Source organism: Flavobacterium sp. UBA7680 (genome assembly GCF_002482975.1).
Classification (GTDB): Bacteria; Bacteroidota; Bacteroidia; order Flavobacteriales; family Flavobacteriaceae; genus Flavobacterium.
The window spans coordinates 14,710-34,056 of record NZ_DLHA01000015.1 but is presented as its reverse complement, the minus strand read 5'-3'; the positions used below and the strand labels follow the sequence as shown (position 1 = coordinate 34,056).

Genomic DNA, 19,347 nt, shown 5'->3' with positions numbered 1-19,347 from the left:
TTTTTTGAAACTTTAGAGGGTTATACCGCAAAAAACAATTCCAATTCTTGTAAGGTTTCTTCTGAGGTTTGAATATCCTTTACAATTTCACCTTTATTAAGTGCCACTATTCGATCGCAAACCTCAACGGTGTGTTGTAAATCATGGCTCGAAACCAAAACGGTAACATTTGGGTTTTCAGCTAATTCTTTAATAATTTTCTTTAATCTGCTTACTGTTGTTGGGTCTAAATTTGCAAAAGGTTCATCTAAAATTACTACTTCAGGGTTTCCTATAAGTGTTGCAATAATTCCAACTTTCTTTTGATTTCCTTTTGATAAATCGCGAAGGTATTTTTTGTTGTTTAAAATTTCTCCGTTAAAAAATTCTTCATGTTTGGCTAACAATGCATCAATATCGGCTTTATTTTGATGACGTAAATCTCCAATAAAATAAAAATATTCTTCGGGAGTCAGATAACCAATCAGGAAACTTTCATCTAAAAAAGAACCTGTAAAAGATTTCCAGTTTTCGCTCTTATTTACCTGAATATCATTGCTTTTTATATCTCCTGTCGAAGGCTGGATTAAATCTAAAAGCAAACTAAAAAAAGTAGTTTTTCCTGCTCCGTTGTTACCCACTAATCCAAAACTCTGTCCTTTTGGAATTTCAAGATTATGAATGTTTAAAACTGTAGTACCGTTATATTTTTTTGAAAGTTGATTTACTTGTATCATTTGTAATTTTAGATTTTAGATTGTTGATTTTAGATTAATTATCAAATTGACAAATTCTCTAATTAACTCTTTTGTTTATAAGCATTTATTGTACTGTACTTTTCGATTTTATATCTTTTTTCGATTAAAGAAAAAACCTTGTCTTTAAAAATAAAACCTAAAACGCCCGCGCCGGCCACTAATGCTAATCCGAGGTTTTTATTGTCAAAATAAATTCCTGCTCCATAAAGTGCCAAAGGCAGTAAGATCTTTGGAAGTGTTAATAACATTGCACTTACATTAAACGCTTTTTTATCTCCAAAAGCACCGCCGGCATTACTTAAATCGATTGGGGTTTTAGTAAAAGCACCTCCCAATAACACTAAATGTGAATTGACTCCAATGTTATAAATTGCCGCAACAACAATCGTTAAATAAATCTGCCATCCAAAATAAATATAAAACGAAGCCAGAATTGTAGAAATAATTGTGGCAATAACAATCAGCCACCATTTTGCCATAATATAACCGCGATACGGGATATTTTGTGTCATCATTAATTGATAATATGAACTATCCCAGCTTGGCACAAATTGTCCAAAGACAAATAAAAATCCGCCCGAAACAAAAATTCCTGCTAAAAGGTGCATTACTGGTTTGTCGTAGGTTTCAATTCCTCCGGAGAAAAATAAAAATCCGTAGAACAAAAATAAAAAGCTCATAAAAATAGTCGTTTTCGACCTTTTGTTTCTTTTTATAAGTTTGATATCGTTTTTCAGAAAAGTTCCCACGGTTCCAAATTGATTTAGCCAAGAAAGATTCTCTATTGTTGCAACATCTTCTTTTACAGAAAGTCCGGCATCGAGATATAGATTTTTTTTGAGGAATTTAAAACTAAAAATATACAAACCTGCCAATACTAAAACAGGAATTAAAAATAATCCTTTTATATTGTAAAGTCCTTGAAAAAAAGGAGTTGTAAAAATTGTGATATCAAACAATTTGTAATATTGCGCGCCGCCTAAAACAAGAATTAATCCAACAAAAACAACAAATAATTTATCGATATTACTTAAAATTATATTTAAAAAATTGTTGATGTATATAAAAGAAAGCATTGCCAGGTTCCAGAAAATAATGGCTGTTATATCATATCCTTCTATTGCCAAAACAATAGAAAACGGAACAAAAAATAAAGCATGAACCCAATTAAAAAAAGACAAAACTGTTTTGCCTAATGAAAAATGAACAATTACAGGTTTCTTAAAAGGCAAAACCAATAAGGGTTTGATATTCAAAACCGGAATTGATTGTAATAGCAAACGAATTACTAAATCAAAAAGAAAGTAATAAATCAAAAACCGGTTTACGGTTACAAATGGTTCAAGGTGCATTTCTTTAAGAATGTAAAATGCTCCAACGCCCATTCCAATAAAAATTAATGAAAAATAGATCATTAAAAATCCCATTAGAATTTTCATAGCCACATTTTTACCAAATGATGCCGACCTGATAAAGGCCTTCCATTCGAGATAAATAAACTTTTTAATCATGGTTAACTGGTTTTGATTTTAGTAATAAGAGATCAAATGTAGGAAAACGTTACAAAAAAAGTTAAAAAAAATATTTTAGTAAGTGTCAATTACTTATCGTTTGCTACTTTTGCAAAAAAATTAAATCATGCCTTCATTTTTAAAACTTATAATTAAAGAGGTAAAACGTGAAACTGCCGATGCAGTTTCAGTACTTTTTAATGTTCCCGAAGAACTTAAACAGGACTATAAATTTATAGCCGGACAATACATAAACTTAAAATTAACTCTTGATAATCAAGAAATTCGTCGTGCATATTCTATTTGCTCTGCACCAGAAAGCGGTGAATTGCGAATTGCGGTTAAAGCTGTAAAGAGCGGTTTGTTTTCGCAATTTGCGAACACAATACTAAAAGCAGGAGATGTTCTTGAAGTGGGTCAGCCAGAAGGAAAATTTACTTTTGAACCAGATGCTGAAAGACAAAAAAATTATGTTGCGTTTGCTGCCGGAAGCGGAATCACGCCGGTACTTTCTATCTTAAAATCAGTTTTAAAAAATGAGCCGAAAAGTTCATTTGTATTGGTTTACGGAAACAGAACTCCAGAACAAACTATTTTTCACCAGGAATTACACGATTTACAATTGCAATATGTGGGCCGTTTTTTCGTGCATTATGTTTACAGCCAGGCGAAAGTTGAAAATGCATTGTTTGGAAGAATCGAAAAATCGACCGTAAATTTTGTATTGAACAACAAACACAAAGAATTAGAATTTGATAAGTTTTATTTGTGTGGACCTGAAGAAATGATCAATACGGTTTCGAATGTTTTGAAAGAGAAAAACGTAAAAGAATCTGCTATTAAATTTGAGCTTTTTACTACTTCTTCTGAAGAACACGTAATTCAAGGTTCTCAGGAAGGACATACTAAAATTACTGTTTTAGTTGATGATGAAGAAGTTACTTTTGAAATGTCTAAAAAACAAACCATTCTTGATGCTGCTTTAAAACATGGCGTTGATGCTCCTTACTCTTGTCAGGGCGGAATTTGCAGCAGCTGTTTAGGAAGGGTTACTGCCGGAACTGCTGAAATGACAAAAAATTCTATTTTAACAGATGGTGAAATTGCCGAAGGTTTAATTTTAACCTGTCAGGCGCACCCAACTTCGGATACTATTTATGTAGATTACGACGACGTTTAGTTTTCTAAATTTTAAAATATAAATTCCAAATTCCAATTTTAGTATTGGGATTTGGAATTTTTTTTGTGAGTTATTTCTTTTATCAGTTTTAAAATTTGGAAAGTATACTTTTCAAATTTAAGAAATACACAAAAAAGCATTTAAATAATTGGGTTATTTTTAAAAAACATGCTGGAAATTTAGTATATTAGTAGTGCACTTAAGACTTGTCAACACGTTTTTAAAACATTCAATATTATGGCAATGCATCACTACCTTCGTCTAACTTTTATATTACTTTTTGTAATAACTTCTCTTTTTTGTCTCTACTTCGTAATCAAAAAAAGAAGAAACAGAAAAGCTCCTAAACTACTTTCAAAAGAAAAGTATGATTGCTCAAAGAATGAGGGAATGACAGAAATATCAATCTCAAATGATAGCTTTTTTAATATTTGGCCTTATGTAAGTGAACTAAAAGCAGCTAAAATTATATCGAAAAAAATTAAAGAATCTGAATTGATACATAAAGTTTACAGAAATTCAACCAATGATTTTGAACACATTTTATTAGCTACTGAAAAAGAAAATCATTTTGTTAAAGTTGTAGTTGATAAAAACAAAAAGAAAGCAATAGGATATCTTCTTTTGGATTTATAAGAAATTCCAATAAAAAAAAATTCCAAATTCCAACTTTTACAATTGGGATTTGGAATTTTTTTTATTGACATTTTATTGCTTTTGTCACCCTGAACGAAGTCGAAAGGCTTATATGCTGAGAAGACTTCGACTTCGCTCAGTCTGACAATAATATGTTATAATTGATTTTTAATTTTAGAAACAACTTCATCTGGAGAAATTGTTCTCATTGCATCTTCATAACCTTCTACAATTTTGTTTCCGTAAACAGAAGTTGGTAATTTTGGATATTGATTTCTGTCTGAAGTTAAGGCGTTTTCTAAACTTTGGTTGAAAGGTAAAAATCCGGAATAAGGATGCGTTGCGCCCCAAAGTGTAATTACTTTTACACCAAGCATTGCAGCAATATGTGCATTTCCAGAATCCATAGAAAGCATTACATCCAGATTGCTTATTAATTTTAATTCCTGCTGAAACTTAATTTTTCCGGCAACATTTATTACATTTTTAAAAGGTTCTGAAAGTGAATTTAAAATTTCAATTTCTTTTTTTCCTCCTCCAAAAAGTAAAATCGTATAATCTTTATTTTCTGCTAGTTTTGTTATTACTTCCTTCATTAAATCTAAAGGATAAACTTTAGAATCGTATTGGGCAAAAGGGGCAATTCCAATTAGTTTTTCACAATTTTCTTCAACCAAATCTGTGATTTCTCCACCAAAAACCGCTTTTTTAGGAAACTCAGGATTTGATAAATTTACAGGAAAACCAAGTTGTTCAAACACTTTTGCATGTCTTTCGAACATAGTTGGCAATTGCTTGAAAATTTTGTTTTCAGCTCTTGTCAATTCTTTTTTCCCTTCTCGTCCTTTATCTACAGCTACTCTTTTTTTTCCGCTTAAAGCGAAAAGCAAACTCACCACTTTAGATCGTAAAACATTATGAAGATCTGCAAAAGCATCAATTTTTAGTTGTTGCACGTCTCTGAATAAACGTAAAAGTCCTGGAAAACCTTTGTGTCTTTCTTTTTCATCAAAAGCAAAAAACTCAAGATTCGGGATTCCGTCAAAAAAAGGTTTAAAAAAAGGACGCGAAATAACGGTTAGTTTTACCGTTGGATATTGCTTTACAAAAGCACGTAAAACAGGAACCGTCATGGCGACATCTCCCATTGCGGAAAGTCTCATGACGGCTATATGTTTGATTTGGCTGTTAGACAACTCTGCCAAATTATTTTTTATTTTGATATAAAACCGGGTTCAAATCATCGTCGTTGTACATTTTCATTTGTTTGTACACTTTCATGAATTTTTCTCCATTTTCGATATCAGTCAATAATTCTTCAATTGCTGTAGATAAATCTGTTCTTTGCTCTAAAAGAATATTTAATTTTTCCTGACATTTATCTCTGTGTTCCTGAGTCGCTTCTGCACGAGTCGCTTCTTCATTCATGTGATAAATTTTTAAAGCTAAAATAGACAATCTGTCAAATGCCCAAGCCGGACTTTCAGAGTTGATTTTTGCTCCGTCTTTTGCTTTTACATGGCTGTATTTTTGCAAAAAGTAACTGTCGATATATTCAACCATATCAGTACGTTCCTGATTTGAAGCGTCGATGCGTCTTTTTAAAGTCAAAGCGGCTACAGGATCAATTTGCGGATCACGAATAATATCTTCAAAATGCCATTGAACAGTATCAATCCAGTTTTTTAAATATAATAAATGTTCGAATTTATCTTTTGGAAACGGATTGTTTATAGGCTGGTCAACATTATCAAATTGATGATAATCTTTAATGCTTTGTTCGAAAACAGAATATGCTAATTTTGAAAACATGTCTTTATTTTTTATAGATACAAAGATACTTTTTATACTTTTATGCTGCGAAAAAAAGAAATTATTTTTTGTTTTTATATAATAGTTCGTTAATAAATTAAAAAATCATCATGAAAATTCATTATATATCTGAAAACAATAGTGTTCTAAATCATTTTCTAGGACAAATTAGAAATGTAAATGTGCAGAACGACAGTATGCGTTTTAGAAGAAATATTGAACGCATTGGCGAAATTATGGCTTATGAATTAAGCAAAACTTTACCGTATAAAAGTGTTGAAATTCAAACGCCACTTGGTATCAAAAAAACAACTGAAATTGAAACGGATTTGGTTTTATGTCCAATTTTAAGAGCCGGATTACCGCTCCATAATGGCTTTTTAAATTATTTTGACCATGCGGAAAACAGCTTTGTTTCTGCCTGCAGATTTCATCCAAATGGTGGTGACGATTTTGAAATTTTAGTTGAATATCAGGCTATTTCAAATTTAAACAATAAAACTGTTTTACTTCTTGACCCAATGCTTGCAACGGGACAATCTATTGTAGCGGTTCATAAAAAACTGATTGAAAATGCTGCGCCAACAGAATTTCATATTGTTGTGGTTATCGCTGCACCGGAAGGAATTGCACATCTTGAAAAAAACCTTCCCGAAAATTGTCATTTATGGGTTGCTTCTTTAGATGAAAAATTAAATGAGAAAAATTACATTGTTCCCGGTCTTGGTGATGCCGGCGATCTTGCGTACGGAAGTAAATTATAACTGAGAGAAAAAAGTAAATAAGCTCACCAAAATCAAAATATAAAATACAATTTCGTTGTTGAGTTTTTGCTGCATATATTCTACGTGACTTGCAGCCATCATTGATAATGGTGCAATGCTGAACAATAATAAATCGTTAGTTTTATCTGGCGAAATTAGGAAAACAAGAACGGCAATAAAAAAACAGGCTACTACTTTTTTATACGACGTATGTACAATCTGCGGTCTGTTTGACAAGGTTGTTAACATTGAAAACACAAAAAATACGACAACCGCTGCATATATAGAAAGTGCTCCATTTTCGTAATTATTTTTAAAATAATCTATTCTAAAATCGACTACCGCACGTTCCTGAACAAATTTAAAAGCATCAATATGGAACATTAATGAAACCATATAAAACACGATTGACACGGCCAAAAGTGCAATAAATGGCAAAACCCAGTTTCTATAATCTCTCGAAACGTGAAAAATTATCGATATAAAAACTAAAATTACAAAAAGGATACTCCAAAATTGAAATAAACAAGCTACAAAAATCCAAAAAGAAGCGTCGAATATTTTTTCTTTTGATGCTTTTAAAGACTGAAGGGAAATCAATCTGCGAAGTGCCAATAATATAAAGAAATTGGCATAAACAACATTTGGATGGTTGAATATTGTTGGGAAAAACAATATGAATAATAAGTAGAAAAATATCGCGTAGCCGTTGTCTTTACTGAGCCCGTTTTTCTTGACAATAAAATTGACCATGAAAAATGAAGCAAAAATAAAGCACAGTAAACTTACTTTTTGAAATATCGTAAAATAAGAATTTATCCAAGACGTTTCTCGAATTTGAAACATAAAGAAGAAAACCAGTATCAAAATTACAACCAACGAATAATTTAATGGTGTAGATTTTTTAAAAACACTTGTTATCATAAGGATATTTTATACTTTTGTGACTGTAAATATAATACTTGTTTAAAAAGGAAAACCAACAAGTTGAAAAAAGATTCTCAGTTTGAATTTTGCTTCAAGGCGTTAAAACAATAATAACATATAATTTTATAAATTATGAAAGCTTTTTTTGAAGGAATACAATACTTATTCGTTAACATTTTATTTGCTCCACTTGACTTTTTACGTCATTTAGAATTAAAAACATGGTTTGGTGCAAACACGATCAACTGGATTTTTATGATCATCTGCGCATGCGCAATCGTTTATTGGATTAAACAATTACGCATTTTTGATGATGCCGGAACTGAAAACCAAGATACTACAGCTCACTCTTTCTTAAAGTAAGTCGAAGCCGATATCTTTTCTAAAATACATCTTATCAAAATTTAGTTTATCTATATTTTGGTAAGATTTTTTTATGGCCTGTTTGAAATCATCTCCGTATGATGTCACAGTCAAAACACGTCCTCCATTACTAACGACATTTTCGCCATCTAATTTTGTTCCGGCGTGAAAAACTATCGAATCAGTAATATTTTCTAAACCTGTAATAACTTTTCCTTTTTCGAAATCTTCAGGATATCCGCCAGAAACAACAACAATTGTAGTTGCGCTTCTTGGATCAACTTTTAATTCGAATTCATCTAATTTTTGATTTGCAACTGAAAGGAACAATTCAACTAAATCAGATTTTAATCTAGGAACCACAACTTCAGTTTCTGGATCTCCCATTCTTACATTGTATTCAATTACGATTGGCTCATTTTTTACATTGATCAAACCAATAAATACAAATCCTTTATATTCGATTCCGTCTTTCTGGAAACCTTCGATTGTTGGTTTTACAATACGAGTTTCAATTTTTTCCATCAAAACAGCATCAACATAAGGAACTGGAGAAACTGCTCCCATTCCGCCTGTATTTAATCCTGTATCGCCTTCACCAATTCTTTTGTAATCTTTTGCTGTTGGAAGAATTTTATAGCTTTTTCCGTCAGTTAAAACGAAACAGCTTAATTCGATTCCGTCCAAAAATTCTTCGATAACCACTTTTGAACTTGCTGCCCCAAATTTCTCGTGAACCAGCATATTTCTTAATTCCGTTTTTGCTTCTTCAAGATCCTGAATAATCAAAACTCCTTTTCCTGCTGCTAAACCATCTGCTTTTAAAACGAATGGAGGTTGTAATGTTTCCAAAAATTTACATCCTTCTTCAACCGTTTCGGCAGTAAAACTATCGTAAGCCGCAGTCGGAATATTATGTTTCATCAAGAATTCTTTTGCAAATTCTTTACTTCCTTCTAACTGCGCTCCTAATTTTGACGGCCCAATTACCGGGATATTTTTTAAACTTTCGTCGTTTTTAAAATAATCATAAATACCTTTTACCAACGGATCTTCTGGCCCTACGACTACTAAGCTGATGTTTTCTTTAAGCACTAATGCTTTTATTGCTTCAAAATCAGTTGGAGCAATTGCCACATTTTCAGCAATTGCAGCTGTTCCCGCATTTCCTGGTGCAACAAAAAGTTTTTCGCAAAGCGGACTCTGAATCATTTTCCACGCAAAAGCATGTTCTCTTCCGCCTGATCCCAATAATAAAATTGTCATGTGTTGTTGTATTTTAGTTGTGGTGCAAAAATAATTGCTTTTACACGTAAAAAATAATTAAATCTTAAAAACTTGTTGATTCTTCGCTGTTAGTAATTGGTAAATATTATTTTTGACGAAAATTATCCTAAAAATGATTCGTCTTTTTGATCTTTCCCTTCAATTAAATGGTTTTCCGATAAAGAAAGCCAAAGCCGAATTGGATAAAATTGTTCATTTTTCAGAAGAAGAATATGCTTCTTTTCTCGAAGATAAAAAGAAAGAAATTGTTGATTTTCATTTGAAGAATAACTCCTTTTATAGAGAATTAGTTGGAAATACAACTGTCGAAAACTGGGAAGATTTACCGATTTTAAACAAACAAAATCTGCAAAAACCACTTGAAGAAAGACTTTCAAATGGTTATTCAAAAAGCAATATTTACCTCAACAAAACCTCAGGATCAAGCGGAACTCCTTTTGTTTTTGCTAAAGATAAATATTCGCACGCCTTGACATGGGCTTCAAACATTATGCGTTTTGGTTGGTTTGGCATTGATTTTAATCATTCGTACCAAGCCCGTTTTTATGGCATTCCAATGGATTTTATTGGATATCAAAAAGAGCGTTTCAAAGATTTCCTAACGCATCGTTTTCGTTTTCCGGTTTTTGATTTATCTGATGAAATTCTCGAAAAATTTCTGCAGAAATTTAAAACGAAAAAATTCGATTATATCAACGGTTATACAAGTTCTATTGTTTTATTTGCTAAATTTTTAGAACAGAAAAACATCGTACTAAATGAAATCTGTCCAACCTTAAAAGCTTGTTTTGTGACTTCGGAAATGCTTTTTGAAAAGGATAAAAAACTTCTGGAAAAACAATTCGGCATTCCAATTATCAGCGAATATGGTGCGTCTGAATTGGATTTAATTGCTTTTGAAAACCCTCAAGGCGAATGGCAGGTAAATGCTGAAACTCTTTTTGTAGAGATTTTAGACGAAAACAATAATGTTGTTCCACATGGAACGGAAGGAAAAATTGTGATTACATCATTATTTAATAAAGCAAATCCTTTTATCAGATATGAAATTGGCGACATCGGAATTCTCGATGAAAAAAGTACACCTCAAAAACCAATCTTAAAAAAATTAATTGGCAGAACAAATGACGTTGCCATTTTACCAAGCGGGAAAAAATCTCCTGGTTTGACGTTCTATTATGTAACCAAAAGCATTATTGAAGATGATGGAAACGTAAAAGAATTTATCATCAAACAAATGCAATTAGATACTTTTGAAATTGAATATGTTGCTGAAAAAGAATTAGATTCTGCACAAATTCAAAAAATAAAAGAAGCTATCGATTTATATTTAGAGCCAAATTTAAACTTCACTTTTACAAGAAAATCTGTTTTAGAAAGAACCAATCGGGGGAAATTAAAACAGTTTAAATCTTATTTATAAATTGGGTTAGAATTAAAGAGTGAAAATTTTTTATAAAAATAGTTTACTAATTCTCTAAGGTCACAAATTGTGACCTTAAAACTTGATATCACAAATTGTGACTTCAAGTTTTTGCAAATATTTTATGTTTAAATTGGAGGACGCAAATTGCGACCTCCAATTCTGACCTTGAAAACTTGAAGTCGCAAATTGCGACATCAAGTTTGCGAAGATTTCATCTTAAAACAGTTTAATTTGAAAATTGGAAATCACAAATTGTGATCTCCAATTCTAATCGCGATTCTTCAAGGTCGCAATTTGCGACCTTGAAGAATATTTAAATTTTCTTTATATATCTTGGTTTTATAACCAACTGAGTAAATAGAAATCGTATCATCAATAAAACAGAAGACACGAAATTAAATCCATGAAAATCTCGATAAACACCAAAATTGTGTTTTATCAATTTAAATTTTGAAGATGAAATAGAATCTTTTCTAATTCTATAAAAAGCTAAAGGCTCTGGAACTGGTTTTGTTTCTTTGATTTGTTTTAAAATCGTAAGCCACAAACGCCAGTCTTGTCTTTTTTGGGTAGCTTCAATTACAATTTTTCCGAAGTAATCTGCATCATAAATCGCGGTTAAATTGCCAACGTAATTGCAGAAGAATAACTGATTATACGTTAAATTTAAAGGTGCTTCTACCCTTCTGTTTAAATTACTGCCTTCTTCATCGATACAATCATAAAAACTAAACGTAAAGGGCAGATTGTTTGTTTTTAAAAATTGAATTTGCTTTTCGAGTTTACTAGGAAACCATAAATCATCGGCATCTAAAAAAGCAATATATTTTCCTGAAGTTTTTTCTAAAGCAACATTTCTGGCAAAACCATTTCCGGAATTTTTGGGTAATTTAAAGAGTTTTATTCGGCTGTCTTTTTCTGCAAAATCAGAAATAATTTTGACCGTTTCATCAGTGGATGCATCGTCAACCAAAATCATTTCCCAGTTTTGATACGTCTGATTTTGAACTGATTCTATAGTGGCTCTAATGAACTTTTCAGTATTATAGGTCGGTGTTAAAATAGATACTAAATCGTTCATTAATATGCTTTTTTATCGCCTTTAAATATGTTTATTACAGTCTGCGAAATTATTTTCAAATCAAGAATAAGAGACCAGTTTTCAATATAAAAAACATCAAATTTTATTCTATTTACCATATCTCTTTCTGTTGTAATTTCTCCTCTAAAACCGCTTACTTGCGCTAATCCTGTAATTCCTGGTTTAACAGAATGACGGATAATGTATTTTTTTAACTTCTTTCCGTATTCTTTGTTCTGTGACCAAAGGTGTGGTCTTGGTCCAACAACTGACATATCTCCTAATAAAACATTGACAAATTGCGGAAGTTCATCAATACTTGTTTTTCGCATGAATTTACCAATTGCTGTAACGCGCGGATCATCTTTTGAAGCTTCTTTTTCTGTTGTTTTATTCATTTTCATAGAACGGAATTTATAACAAATAAATTCATTTTCATCTATGCCTGGTCTTCCTTGTTTAAAAAAAACTGGTCCTTTTGATTCTAATTTTATCAAAATTCCTAATAATGGATATATCCATGATAATAAAAAAACAATAACTAAAATAGAGAATAAAATATCAAAAAAACGCTTTAAAATTTTAATTGCGGGCTCGTTCAATATTGTTTGCTTCAGCGAAAGCACGGGAAATAAATCGTAATAATCTATTTTTAGATTTTTTGAGAAAATCTCTTTTGTATCTGGAATAAATTTTATGCCTTTATTATTTTCGTAAGCAAAATCAATTAGTTCTTTTAAATAATTGTTTGATACTTCGTGTAAAGAACAATATATTTCATCAACAGAATTTGCTAGTACAAAAGGTTTTAAATCCTCTAATTTACCCTTAATCTCTTGATTTTCTTTTTTATCTGAAAAAAATCCCAAAAAACGATAACCATAATCTTTTCTTGTTTCAAATAGATCTTTTAACCGAATTGCTTCTGGCGTAAACCCAATAATAATAGCATTTCTGTAATTACTTCCAGTTATTATTCTGTATTTTTTTAAATAAAAAAACAACAAAAACTTAAAAATACTTATCAATACTATGATTGAAAATGCAAATATTGCAATGGCTCTTTGTTCAAAAATTGCGTGCCTGGAAAATGGAAAAAAAGCAATTACAATTAAAAGAAACAGAATTATTTGCTGGAATATTTTTGAAGCAATTACAACTGGTGGTGTGAATCGATATACATCGTAAAATTTTATAGAAAAAGCAATTAAGCTCCATCCTAAATATTGGTAAAAGACAAATAATAAAGTATTTGCAACTAATTCCTTAAAAACAAAAAAACTCAAAATAGCAATTACCATCAGATCTATTAAAATACTGATTGGCCTTATATATTTTGAGTATCTTCCTGTTTGAACCACCGTCATAAATTGTTCTTTCTAAATACTATTTTATGTAATTCGAAAAGTCCTTATGTTCTTCTTTAGAAAGTTCTTCTTTAGAAAGTGATCTAAAATAATCGTATGTAATTTTCATTCCTTCTGAACGGCTTACTTTTGCTTCCCAGCCCAATAATTCTTTTGCTTTTGTTGTATCCGGCTGACGCTGCAACGGATCATTTATTGGTAAAGGATGGTATACTACTTTTTGATTTGTTCCAGTAAGTTTTATGATTTCTTCTGCAAAATCTTTAATTGTAATTTCATCGGGATTTCCAATATTTACAGGATATACATAATCTGAGTGTAATAATCTGAAAATACCTTCAACCTGATCGTCTACATAACAAAACGAACGAGTTTGCATACCATCTCCAAAAATCGTCAAATCTTCTCCGCGAAGTGCCTGACCAATAAACGCTGGAATAACACGTCCGTCATTCAGACGCATTCTCGGACCGTAAGTATTAAAAATACGCACGATTCTGGTTTCTACACCATGAAATGTATGATATGCCATTGTTATAGATTCCTGAAAGCGTTTGGCTTCATCATAAACTCCTCTAGGTCCAATTGTATTTACGTTTCCGTAGTATTCTTCTGTTTGAGGATGTACTAAAGGATCTCCGTACACTTCAGAAGTTGAAGCGATCAAAATTCTTGCATTTTTAACTCTTGCCAATCCGAGCAAATTGTGGGTTCCCAAAGAACCAACTTTTAAAGTTTGAATTGGAATTTTTAAGTAATCTATAGGACTTGCCGGTGAAGCAAAATGTAAAATATAATCTAAATCGCCCGGTATGTGGACAAATTTTGTAATATCGTGATGGTAAAATTCAAAATGTTCTAATTTGAATAAATGCTCAATGTTTTTAAGATCTCCGGTAATCAAATTATCCATTCCGATAACAAAATAACCTTCCTTGATAAATCGATCGCACAAATGTGATCCTAAAAAACCCGCTGCTCCGGTAATAAGTATTCTTTTCATAATGATTATTTATACAACGCAAATGTAAGCGTTTTGAAAATTATAGGACTATTATAAAAAACAAAACTGCCTAAAATTAATTAGGCAGTTATTTAATATATAAAAGCTATTTTTTATAATCAAATCGATCTTCAAAAAGAGATCGATTTTTATACTATTTTTTAGAATTTACTATCACTTCAAGTGCTTCTATTTTTTTATTCTGTTCTATAATATAAAGCGTTAGTTCTTCTATTTTTTGAAGCAAAATATTACTCATTTCCCCTAATTGTAATCCTTTCTCTTTAATTTCCCGGGCTGAAGGTACATTTGGTAAATGATTGTTTTCTTTTGTGTATTTTTCTATTTCAGCTAGTGTTGGCATTGTATAATCTGCTTTTAAAACTGATGATCCGCTATAATACTTTTCGAAAACATAATCTGCAGGCACTAGTAAATCTACTCTAACTTCTTCAGCATGAATTTTACCTTTTACAGTTAACTTTTCATCCGGGCTTACTGAACCAATTCCCACATTTCCACCTATATCAATTTTTATTCTTGCTACATCATTTGTAAAAAAATTAATTCCAAAGTAACCGGAATGCGATACTATTGGTTCATTAAACTGATTTTTTGAAATAGACATACCATAACGGGCAACCGTACCAGATGTAACAGTAAATTTATCATTTGTGTCAAACCCAATTTTTTGATTAGCTCCTGAGCTGCAGATATCTCCAATTACCTGAAATTTAGAAGCCGGATCTATAATTCCAACACCAACATTATTATTAGGAGTTGTTGTTGCTAGTATAATCCCATTTTGTGTATAAATTTGTCCAAAAGACAAACTAGTAGCAAATAAAGTGATTGCAAAAAATACGTTTTTCATTGGTTTGAAAATTATTGTTAAGTATATTAAATGAATTGTTATTTTGCATTTAATTTTTTCTCTAAAGCTTCAATTTTTTTATTTTGAGCAATCATATAAAGCGTTAACTCTTCTATTTTTTCTTGCTGAATTCTAAGCATATCTGATACGTTAATTCCATCTTCTTTCACTTCCTTGGCAGAAGGAACATTTGGTAAGTGTTTATTAGCAGCTATAAAAGCTTCTACTTCAGATAAAGGTTTTAATTTATAATTATCAAAAAACACATAATCAGCCCAAGTTCCATTTGCACTTAAACTAACACGGATTTCATCTGTTAAAATACCTCCTTTTACAAAAAGTTTATAGTTGGTATAAAGTGGATTTGTTGGAAAAGTAGTTACATCAATTCCTACTTTTCCAGAACTGCTTATTTTCATTCTTTCTGCAGTATTTGTATAAAAATTAATTCCATTCCATCCAGAGAATGAGACTGTTGGCGATGGGCTAGAACTATCAAATCTACTCATCGTCATACCATAATTTGCTATTGGTATATTGTTTGTTTGAGAATTTGAAAAACTATCTGTTGTTGTAAATCCAATTTTTCGATACACATTTACCGGATTTATAAGATTTATATTTCCATCAATTGTTAATTTTTCGTTTGGATCAGCGACAGCAATTCCTATATTACTTGTTGTACTGGAATTAGTAGTAGGATATATAGTACCATAAGGCACATAGATTTGTGAAAAACACATTACAGAAATAAAAAATGTTAATATTGAAAATATTTTTTTCATGCTTAAAATTTTAAGATTAATTTTTTTTAAAAATAATCGTTTTACTATTAAAATTAGTCTTTTTAGAAAATATTTTTAACTTAATATTTAACATAATTTTTATTGTTTAGTTTTTAAGCTAAACTTCTAAATTAAATGAATTGTTGAAGTGTTTAAAAATTTATTTTTTGACTATCAGTAGTTTGAAGGATATTTCTTTTTAAAGAAAAAATTATAAAATGTTTTTTTATAAAAGCTTAGTGTGTTCTTTAAACTTTGTTTCAACAAAAGTTTTCATTTCATTTTCAAATCGCTGCTTAGAGAATTTCATTGCATGTTCTCGAATTCTTTTGGGATCAAATTCTGTCTTTTCAAAAGCAATTACAGCTTCTTTAATCTTTTTACATGATTGATCATTAAAGAAAATCCCTGTCTCATTTTCAACAACAGTTTCTAAAGCTCCTCCTTTTGCAAAAGCAATAACAGGAGTTCCGCAAGCTTGTGCTTCAACAGGAATTATTCCAAAATCTTCCTGAGCAGCAAAAACGAATGCCTTTGCCTTTTGCATATAATTTTTAAGCATTTCATAATCAACAAAACCAACAAGTTTAATGTTGCTTTTTGCTATTTTTTGCAGTTTTTTAAATTCCGGTCCATCTCCTGCAACAATTAATTTTAAATGAGGCAGTTCATTAAACGCTTCTACAATTAATCTAACTTTTTTATAGGAAACTAAACGCGATGCCGTAAAATAATAATCTTGTTTTTGTTCTTCTAATTGGAAAAAATCAACATCAACAGGCGGATAAATCACAATTGATTCCCTATTATAAATCCTTTTTATTCTTTTGGCAATATGATTTGAATTTGCAATAAAAAAATCAACATTCTTAGAATTTGCAACGTCCCATTTTTTTATTTTATTTAAAACATGTTTAGCATAAATCCCTTTTATGCCCTTATTTAAATTGGCGTCTTGTAAATATTCTTCTTGTAAATCCCACACATAACGCATAGGCGAATGACAGTAGCAAATATGTAATTGTTCTTGTTTTGTTACAACACCTTTTGCTACAGCTGATGATGAACTAATGATTAAATCATAATTGCTTAAATCAAATTGTTCTATTGCAATTGGAAATAACTGCAAAAATTTACGGTGGTTTTTCTTTGCTGTTGGTAATTTTTGAATGAAGCTCGTTTTGGCTTTTTTTCCATTAAGAATGAAGTTTCGATCTTCATCATTCAGAAAATCTATTAAAGCAAAATGATCAAAATTATTCCAAATTGAGTTAATGGAATGAATTACTTTTTCGGCACCTCCATTTACATAATACCAATCGTTAATTAGTGCTTTTTTCAAAGTTGTTCTTATTTGTTTTTCAAATTTTCAATTATGGAAATATAACGCTGTGACGTTATTTCCCAGTTAAATTTTTGAGATAGTTCAAATGACCTTTTACAAAGATCGGTATAGTTTTCTAAATCAATTAAATCTTTTATTTTTTGCACTAATTCTAAAGGTTTATAAGGATCAAAAAATAATGCTGTTTCATTATATAATTCTTTATATACCGGAATATTTGACAAAATACATGGAGTAGAAACGCTCATTGCTTCAAGTGCAGAAAGCCCAAATCCTTCGTAAAAAGAACCGTTAATAAGTGCCTTTGCTCCTTCCATTTCTTTTTTTAATTCAACATCTGAAACATCATTTAAAAATTCAACATTTAAACTATCTGATTCTAAAAGATCATTTTTAAATATAGTATTAAATGAACCGCCAATAATTTTTAATTTAAATTGATGTAGATCTAATGTTTTAAAAGCTTCTAAAATTACTTTAATATTTTTTCTGGGATTTAATGAATTTACGGCAATAAAATAATCGTGTTTTTGATTTGCGTCTTCATTTGGGCTAAAAAAACTTGCAAGATAAACAACGTCTATTTTTGATGGCTCAATCTTTGGATAAAATTTTAAAATTTCATTTTTAGAAAAATTACTAACCGTAATTATTTTTAAAGCTTTTTTTAAATTGAAATAAAACAATATGTTGTAAACAAAGGCAAATTTCCAATTAAACCAATCTTTATTTTCTTTTACAGCCATGTCATGAACAACTATCACGTTCTTTTTAAAAAGAATGGGAGCTGTATTGCAAAAATTAATTAATAAGGAAACTTTATTCCGAAATAAAAAAAGAGGTAATTCAACTTGTTCCCAAAAATAACCTGAAAAGTAGCCTATTTTTTTACAATTTAATGATTCTGAAACTGGGTTTAAGAAGGGTTTATTTGGACAAAGAAAAACTATTTCTTTATTATAATGCTGCTGCAGATTTTTACTTATTTCTGTAGCTACTCTCTGAACCCCAGTAACTTTTTGAGTTAAAAAACGACCATTGACTACTATTTTATTACGCATCTTGAATAGTGTTTTCAGTTCGAATTACGAAGAGATAACAAAACCATAAGAACAAATATATTCCGAGTTGTCTGCTTAAAAGGTTTTCAAATAAACTTTGGGATGAAAAAATGAAAATGAAAAAAAATGAATAAACATTTTTATTTTTTATAAAGTTCCAAAATTGAACACCAAAAATCCCTAAAAATAAAGTAAGCCCCAAGAAACCATACGTAACAAAGTACCAAATGTATTGATTGTGGGTATTGTATTTAAAATTCTTTTTTCCAATCCACCAATATGGACCGCTCAATACTTCTTTTGAATTATAACAATCTATTAATTTTTGATCAACCTGCTCACTGCTAAAAGTTCCAACAAAATAATTAAACGCTTTTTCATCGACTATTCCTTTAGCGCATTTCCAAATTACAATTCTTGGTTCTCCTTTTTCAACAGTTAATCTTTGCATTATGTATTGATTAGTAAATACAATAATAAACAAGACACTTACAAATCCTACAACGTAAACAATTTTTATTTGTTTTAAAAAGATAAAAAAGCAAAGCAAAACTGAAACTCCCATTGCAAGTCTTGCCGCAATAATAAACAACGTAAATATTATTAAACCAATAAATATATAAAGAAGTCCTTTTTTAATAGTTGTATTGTCTAATAAAAACTTAATACAAAAAATAGATAATAGACAATTTAAAGAGAAATAGGGTCTTTCTAATATGAACTTGTTTTCTACTAAAGCTGTAAAATTCTCAAAGCTTTTAGAGTCCGAAAAAAATTGATATTGTAATACAATAAAATCAACGTATAATAAATGTATTAACTGAAAAAATAAAAAGGAAAAAATAAAAAATTTAATTTCCTCAAAACTAAATTTTTTAACTAAAAACATTCCCGAAATAAATATAAAACCAAGCGATCTGACAATTAATTTGGAGGAAGAGTCAAAATTGAAAAGGAAAGATAAAATGTATAAAACATAAATTGATCCAAACAATAAGCTCAATAACTTAACTGTTAAATTATTATCCTGCTTTTTCATTTTTGAAACATTCAAAAGTAATAATAGCAAAATAGCTGGTGTGGCCAAAGAAATTTTAAACACAAAAGAGAATGCTATGAAAAATAAACAAACTAATTCTATTTTAAATTTCTTAAAGATATCTTGAATCATAATAATCTGTTTTTTTG

General features: G+C 30.2%; 19 protein-coding genes. 5 read left to right on the top strand and 14 right to left on the bottom strand.

The features are described from left to right. Nucleotides 1-20: 20 nt before the first annotated feature. A complete protein-coding gene (locus B3C18_RS02495; protein WP_291141857.1) occupies nucleotides 21-716 on the bottom strand; it encodes an ABC transporter ATP-binding protein in 696 nt (231 codons plus the stop codon). A 62-nt stretch (nucleotides 717-778) separates the two neighbouring features. Further along, complete coding sequence (locus B3C18_RS02490) at nucleotides 779-2,248, bottom strand: DUF5687 family protein (protein WP_291141854.1); 1,470 nt, start codon at nucleotides 2,246-2,248, stop codon at nucleotides 779-781. Nucleotides 2,249-2,375: 127 nt separating this feature from the next. Here B3C18_RS02490 and B3C18_RS02485 point away from each other — a divergent pair, with 127 nt between their 5' ends. Then, nucleotides 2,376-3,428, top strand: coding sequence for a ferredoxin--NADP reductase (locus tag B3C18_RS02485; protein ID WP_291141852.1), 1,053 nt, complete (start codon nucleotides 2,376-2,378; stop codon nucleotides 3,426-3,428). A gap of 237 nt (nucleotides 3,429-3,665) precedes the next feature. Next, the gene (locus B3C18_RS02480; protein ID WP_291141849.1) at nucleotides 3,666-4,064 is read left to right on the top strand and encodes a hypothetical protein; all 399 of its coding nucleotides are present in this window, start codon (nucleotides 3,666-3,668) and stop codon (nucleotides 4,062-4,064) included. A 155-nt stretch (nucleotides 4,065-4,219) separates the two neighbouring features. Here B3C18_RS02480 and B3C18_RS02475 read toward each other — a convergent pair whose 3' ends face one another. Both B3C18_RS02475 and B3C18_RS02470 read right to left on the bottom strand, forming a co-directional pair. Next, nucleotides 4,220-5,227: a glycosyltransferase family 9 protein gene (locus B3C18_RS02475; protein ID WP_291141847.1), complete on the bottom strand. Its 1,008-nt coding sequence runs from the start codon at nucleotides 5,225-5,227 to the stop codon at nucleotides 4,220-4,222. Nucleotides 5,228-5,270: 43 nt separating this feature from the next. Further along, nucleotides 5,271-5,876, bottom strand: coding sequence for a DUF4254 domain-containing protein (locus B3C18_RS02470; RefSeq protein ID WP_291141843.1), 606 nt, complete (start codon nucleotides 5,874-5,876; stop codon nucleotides 5,271-5,273). Nucleotides 5,877-5,986: 110 nt separating this feature from the next. Between B3C18_RS02470 and upp the strand changes: the two genes are divergently transcribed. Next, nucleotides 5,987-6,640 (top strand): uracil phosphoribosyltransferase, encoded by a 654-nt coding sequence (gene upp / locus B3C18_RS02465; RefSeq protein WP_180857018.1) that lies wholly within the window; start codon nucleotides 5,987-5,989, stop codon nucleotides 6,638-6,640. On the opposite strand, the gene B3C18_RS02460 is transcribed toward upp, so the two are convergent. After that, nucleotides 6,635-7,564: a DUF6427 family protein gene (locus B3C18_RS02460; RefSeq protein WP_291141837.1), complete on the bottom strand. Its 930-nt coding sequence runs from the start codon at nucleotides 7,562-7,564 to the stop codon at nucleotides 6,635-6,637. The two genes, upp and B3C18_RS02460, sit on opposite strands and share 6 nt — an antisense overlap. A 135-nt stretch (nucleotides 7,565-7,699) precedes the next feature. On the opposite strand from B3C18_RS02460, the gene B3C18_RS02455 reads away from it, so the two are divergent. Then, nucleotides 7,700-7,930, top strand: coding sequence for a DUF6341 family protein (locus B3C18_RS02455; RefSeq protein ID WP_144216374.1), 231 nt, complete (start codon nucleotides 7,700-7,702; stop codon nucleotides 7,928-7,930). Here B3C18_RS02455 and purD read toward each other — a convergent pair. Beyond that, nucleotides 7,922-9,196 carry a phosphoribosylamine--glycine ligase gene (gene purD, locus B3C18_RS02450; RefSeq protein WP_291141831.1) on the bottom strand — a complete coding sequence of 425 codons (1,275 nt, stop codon included), beginning with the start codon at nucleotides 9,194-9,196 and terminating at the stop codon, nucleotides 7,922-7,924. The genes B3C18_RS02455 and purD overlap by 9 nt on opposite strands. A gap of 133 nt (nucleotides 9,197-9,329) precedes the next feature. On the opposite strand from purD, the gene B3C18_RS02445 reads away from it, so the two are divergent. Further along, the gene (locus B3C18_RS02445) at nucleotides 9,330-10,640 is read left to right on the top strand and encodes a phenylacetate--CoA ligase family protein (protein ID WP_291141828.1); all 1,311 of its coding nucleotides are present in this window, start codon (nucleotides 9,330-9,332) and stop codon (nucleotides 10,638-10,640) included. A gap of 316 nt (nucleotides 10,641-10,956) precedes the next feature. On the opposite strand, the gene B3C18_RS02440 is transcribed toward B3C18_RS02445, so the two are convergent. The 8 genes from B3C18_RS02440 to B3C18_RS02405 form a co-directional block, all read right to left on the bottom strand. Next, complete coding sequence (locus tag B3C18_RS02440) at nucleotides 10,957-11,724, bottom strand: glycosyltransferase family 2 protein (RefSeq protein WP_291141825.1); 768 nt, start codon at nucleotides 11,722-11,724, stop codon at nucleotides 10,957-10,959. Then, nucleotides 11,724-13,091, bottom strand: a complete 1,368-nt coding sequence (locus tag B3C18_RS02435) for an undecaprenyl-phosphate glucose phosphotransferase (RefSeq protein ID WP_291141822.1) — start codon at nucleotides 13,089-13,091, stop codon at nucleotides 11,724-11,726. Before B3C18_RS02435 ends, B3C18_RS02440 begins: the two co-directional genes overlap by 1 nt. A 19-nt stretch (nucleotides 13,092-13,110) precedes the next feature. Continuing rightward, nucleotides 13,111-14,094 (bottom strand): UDP-glucuronic acid decarboxylase family protein, encoded by a 984-nt coding sequence (locus tag B3C18_RS02430; protein ID WP_073484087.1) that lies wholly within the window; start codon nucleotides 14,092-14,094, stop codon nucleotides 13,111-13,113. Between the two features lie 154 nt (nucleotides 14,095-14,248). Next, a complete protein-coding gene (locus tag B3C18_RS02425) occupies nucleotides 14,249-14,968 on the bottom strand; it encodes a hypothetical protein (RefSeq protein ID WP_291141818.1) in 720 nt (239 codons plus the stop codon). Nucleotides 14,969-15,006: 38 nt separating this feature from the next. Further along, complete coding sequence (locus B3C18_RS02420) at nucleotides 15,007-15,753, bottom strand: hypothetical protein (protein WP_291141815.1); 747 nt, start codon at nucleotides 15,751-15,753, stop codon at nucleotides 15,007-15,009. A gap of 226 nt (nucleotides 15,754-15,979) precedes the next feature. After that, nucleotides 15,980-17,095 (bottom strand): glycosyltransferase, encoded by a 1,116-nt coding sequence (locus B3C18_RS02415; protein ID WP_291141812.1) that lies wholly within the window; start codon nucleotides 17,093-17,095, stop codon nucleotides 15,980-15,982. A gap of 8 nt (nucleotides 17,096-17,103) precedes the next feature. Beyond that, nucleotides 17,104-18,159 carry a glycosyltransferase family 4 protein gene (locus tag B3C18_RS02410; protein WP_291141808.1) on the bottom strand — a complete coding sequence of 352 codons (1,056 nt, stop codon included), beginning with the start codon at nucleotides 18,157-18,159 and terminating at the stop codon, nucleotides 17,104-17,106. Next, nucleotides 18,152-18,610 carry a hypothetical protein gene (locus B3C18_RS02405; protein WP_291141805.1) on the bottom strand — a complete coding sequence of 153 codons (459 nt, stop codon included), beginning with the start codon at nucleotides 18,608-18,610 and terminating at the stop codon, nucleotides 18,152-18,154. The genes B3C18_RS02410 and B3C18_RS02405 overlap by 8 nt, the downstream gene beginning before the upstream one ends. Nucleotides 18,611-19,347: the final 737 nt, after the last annotated feature.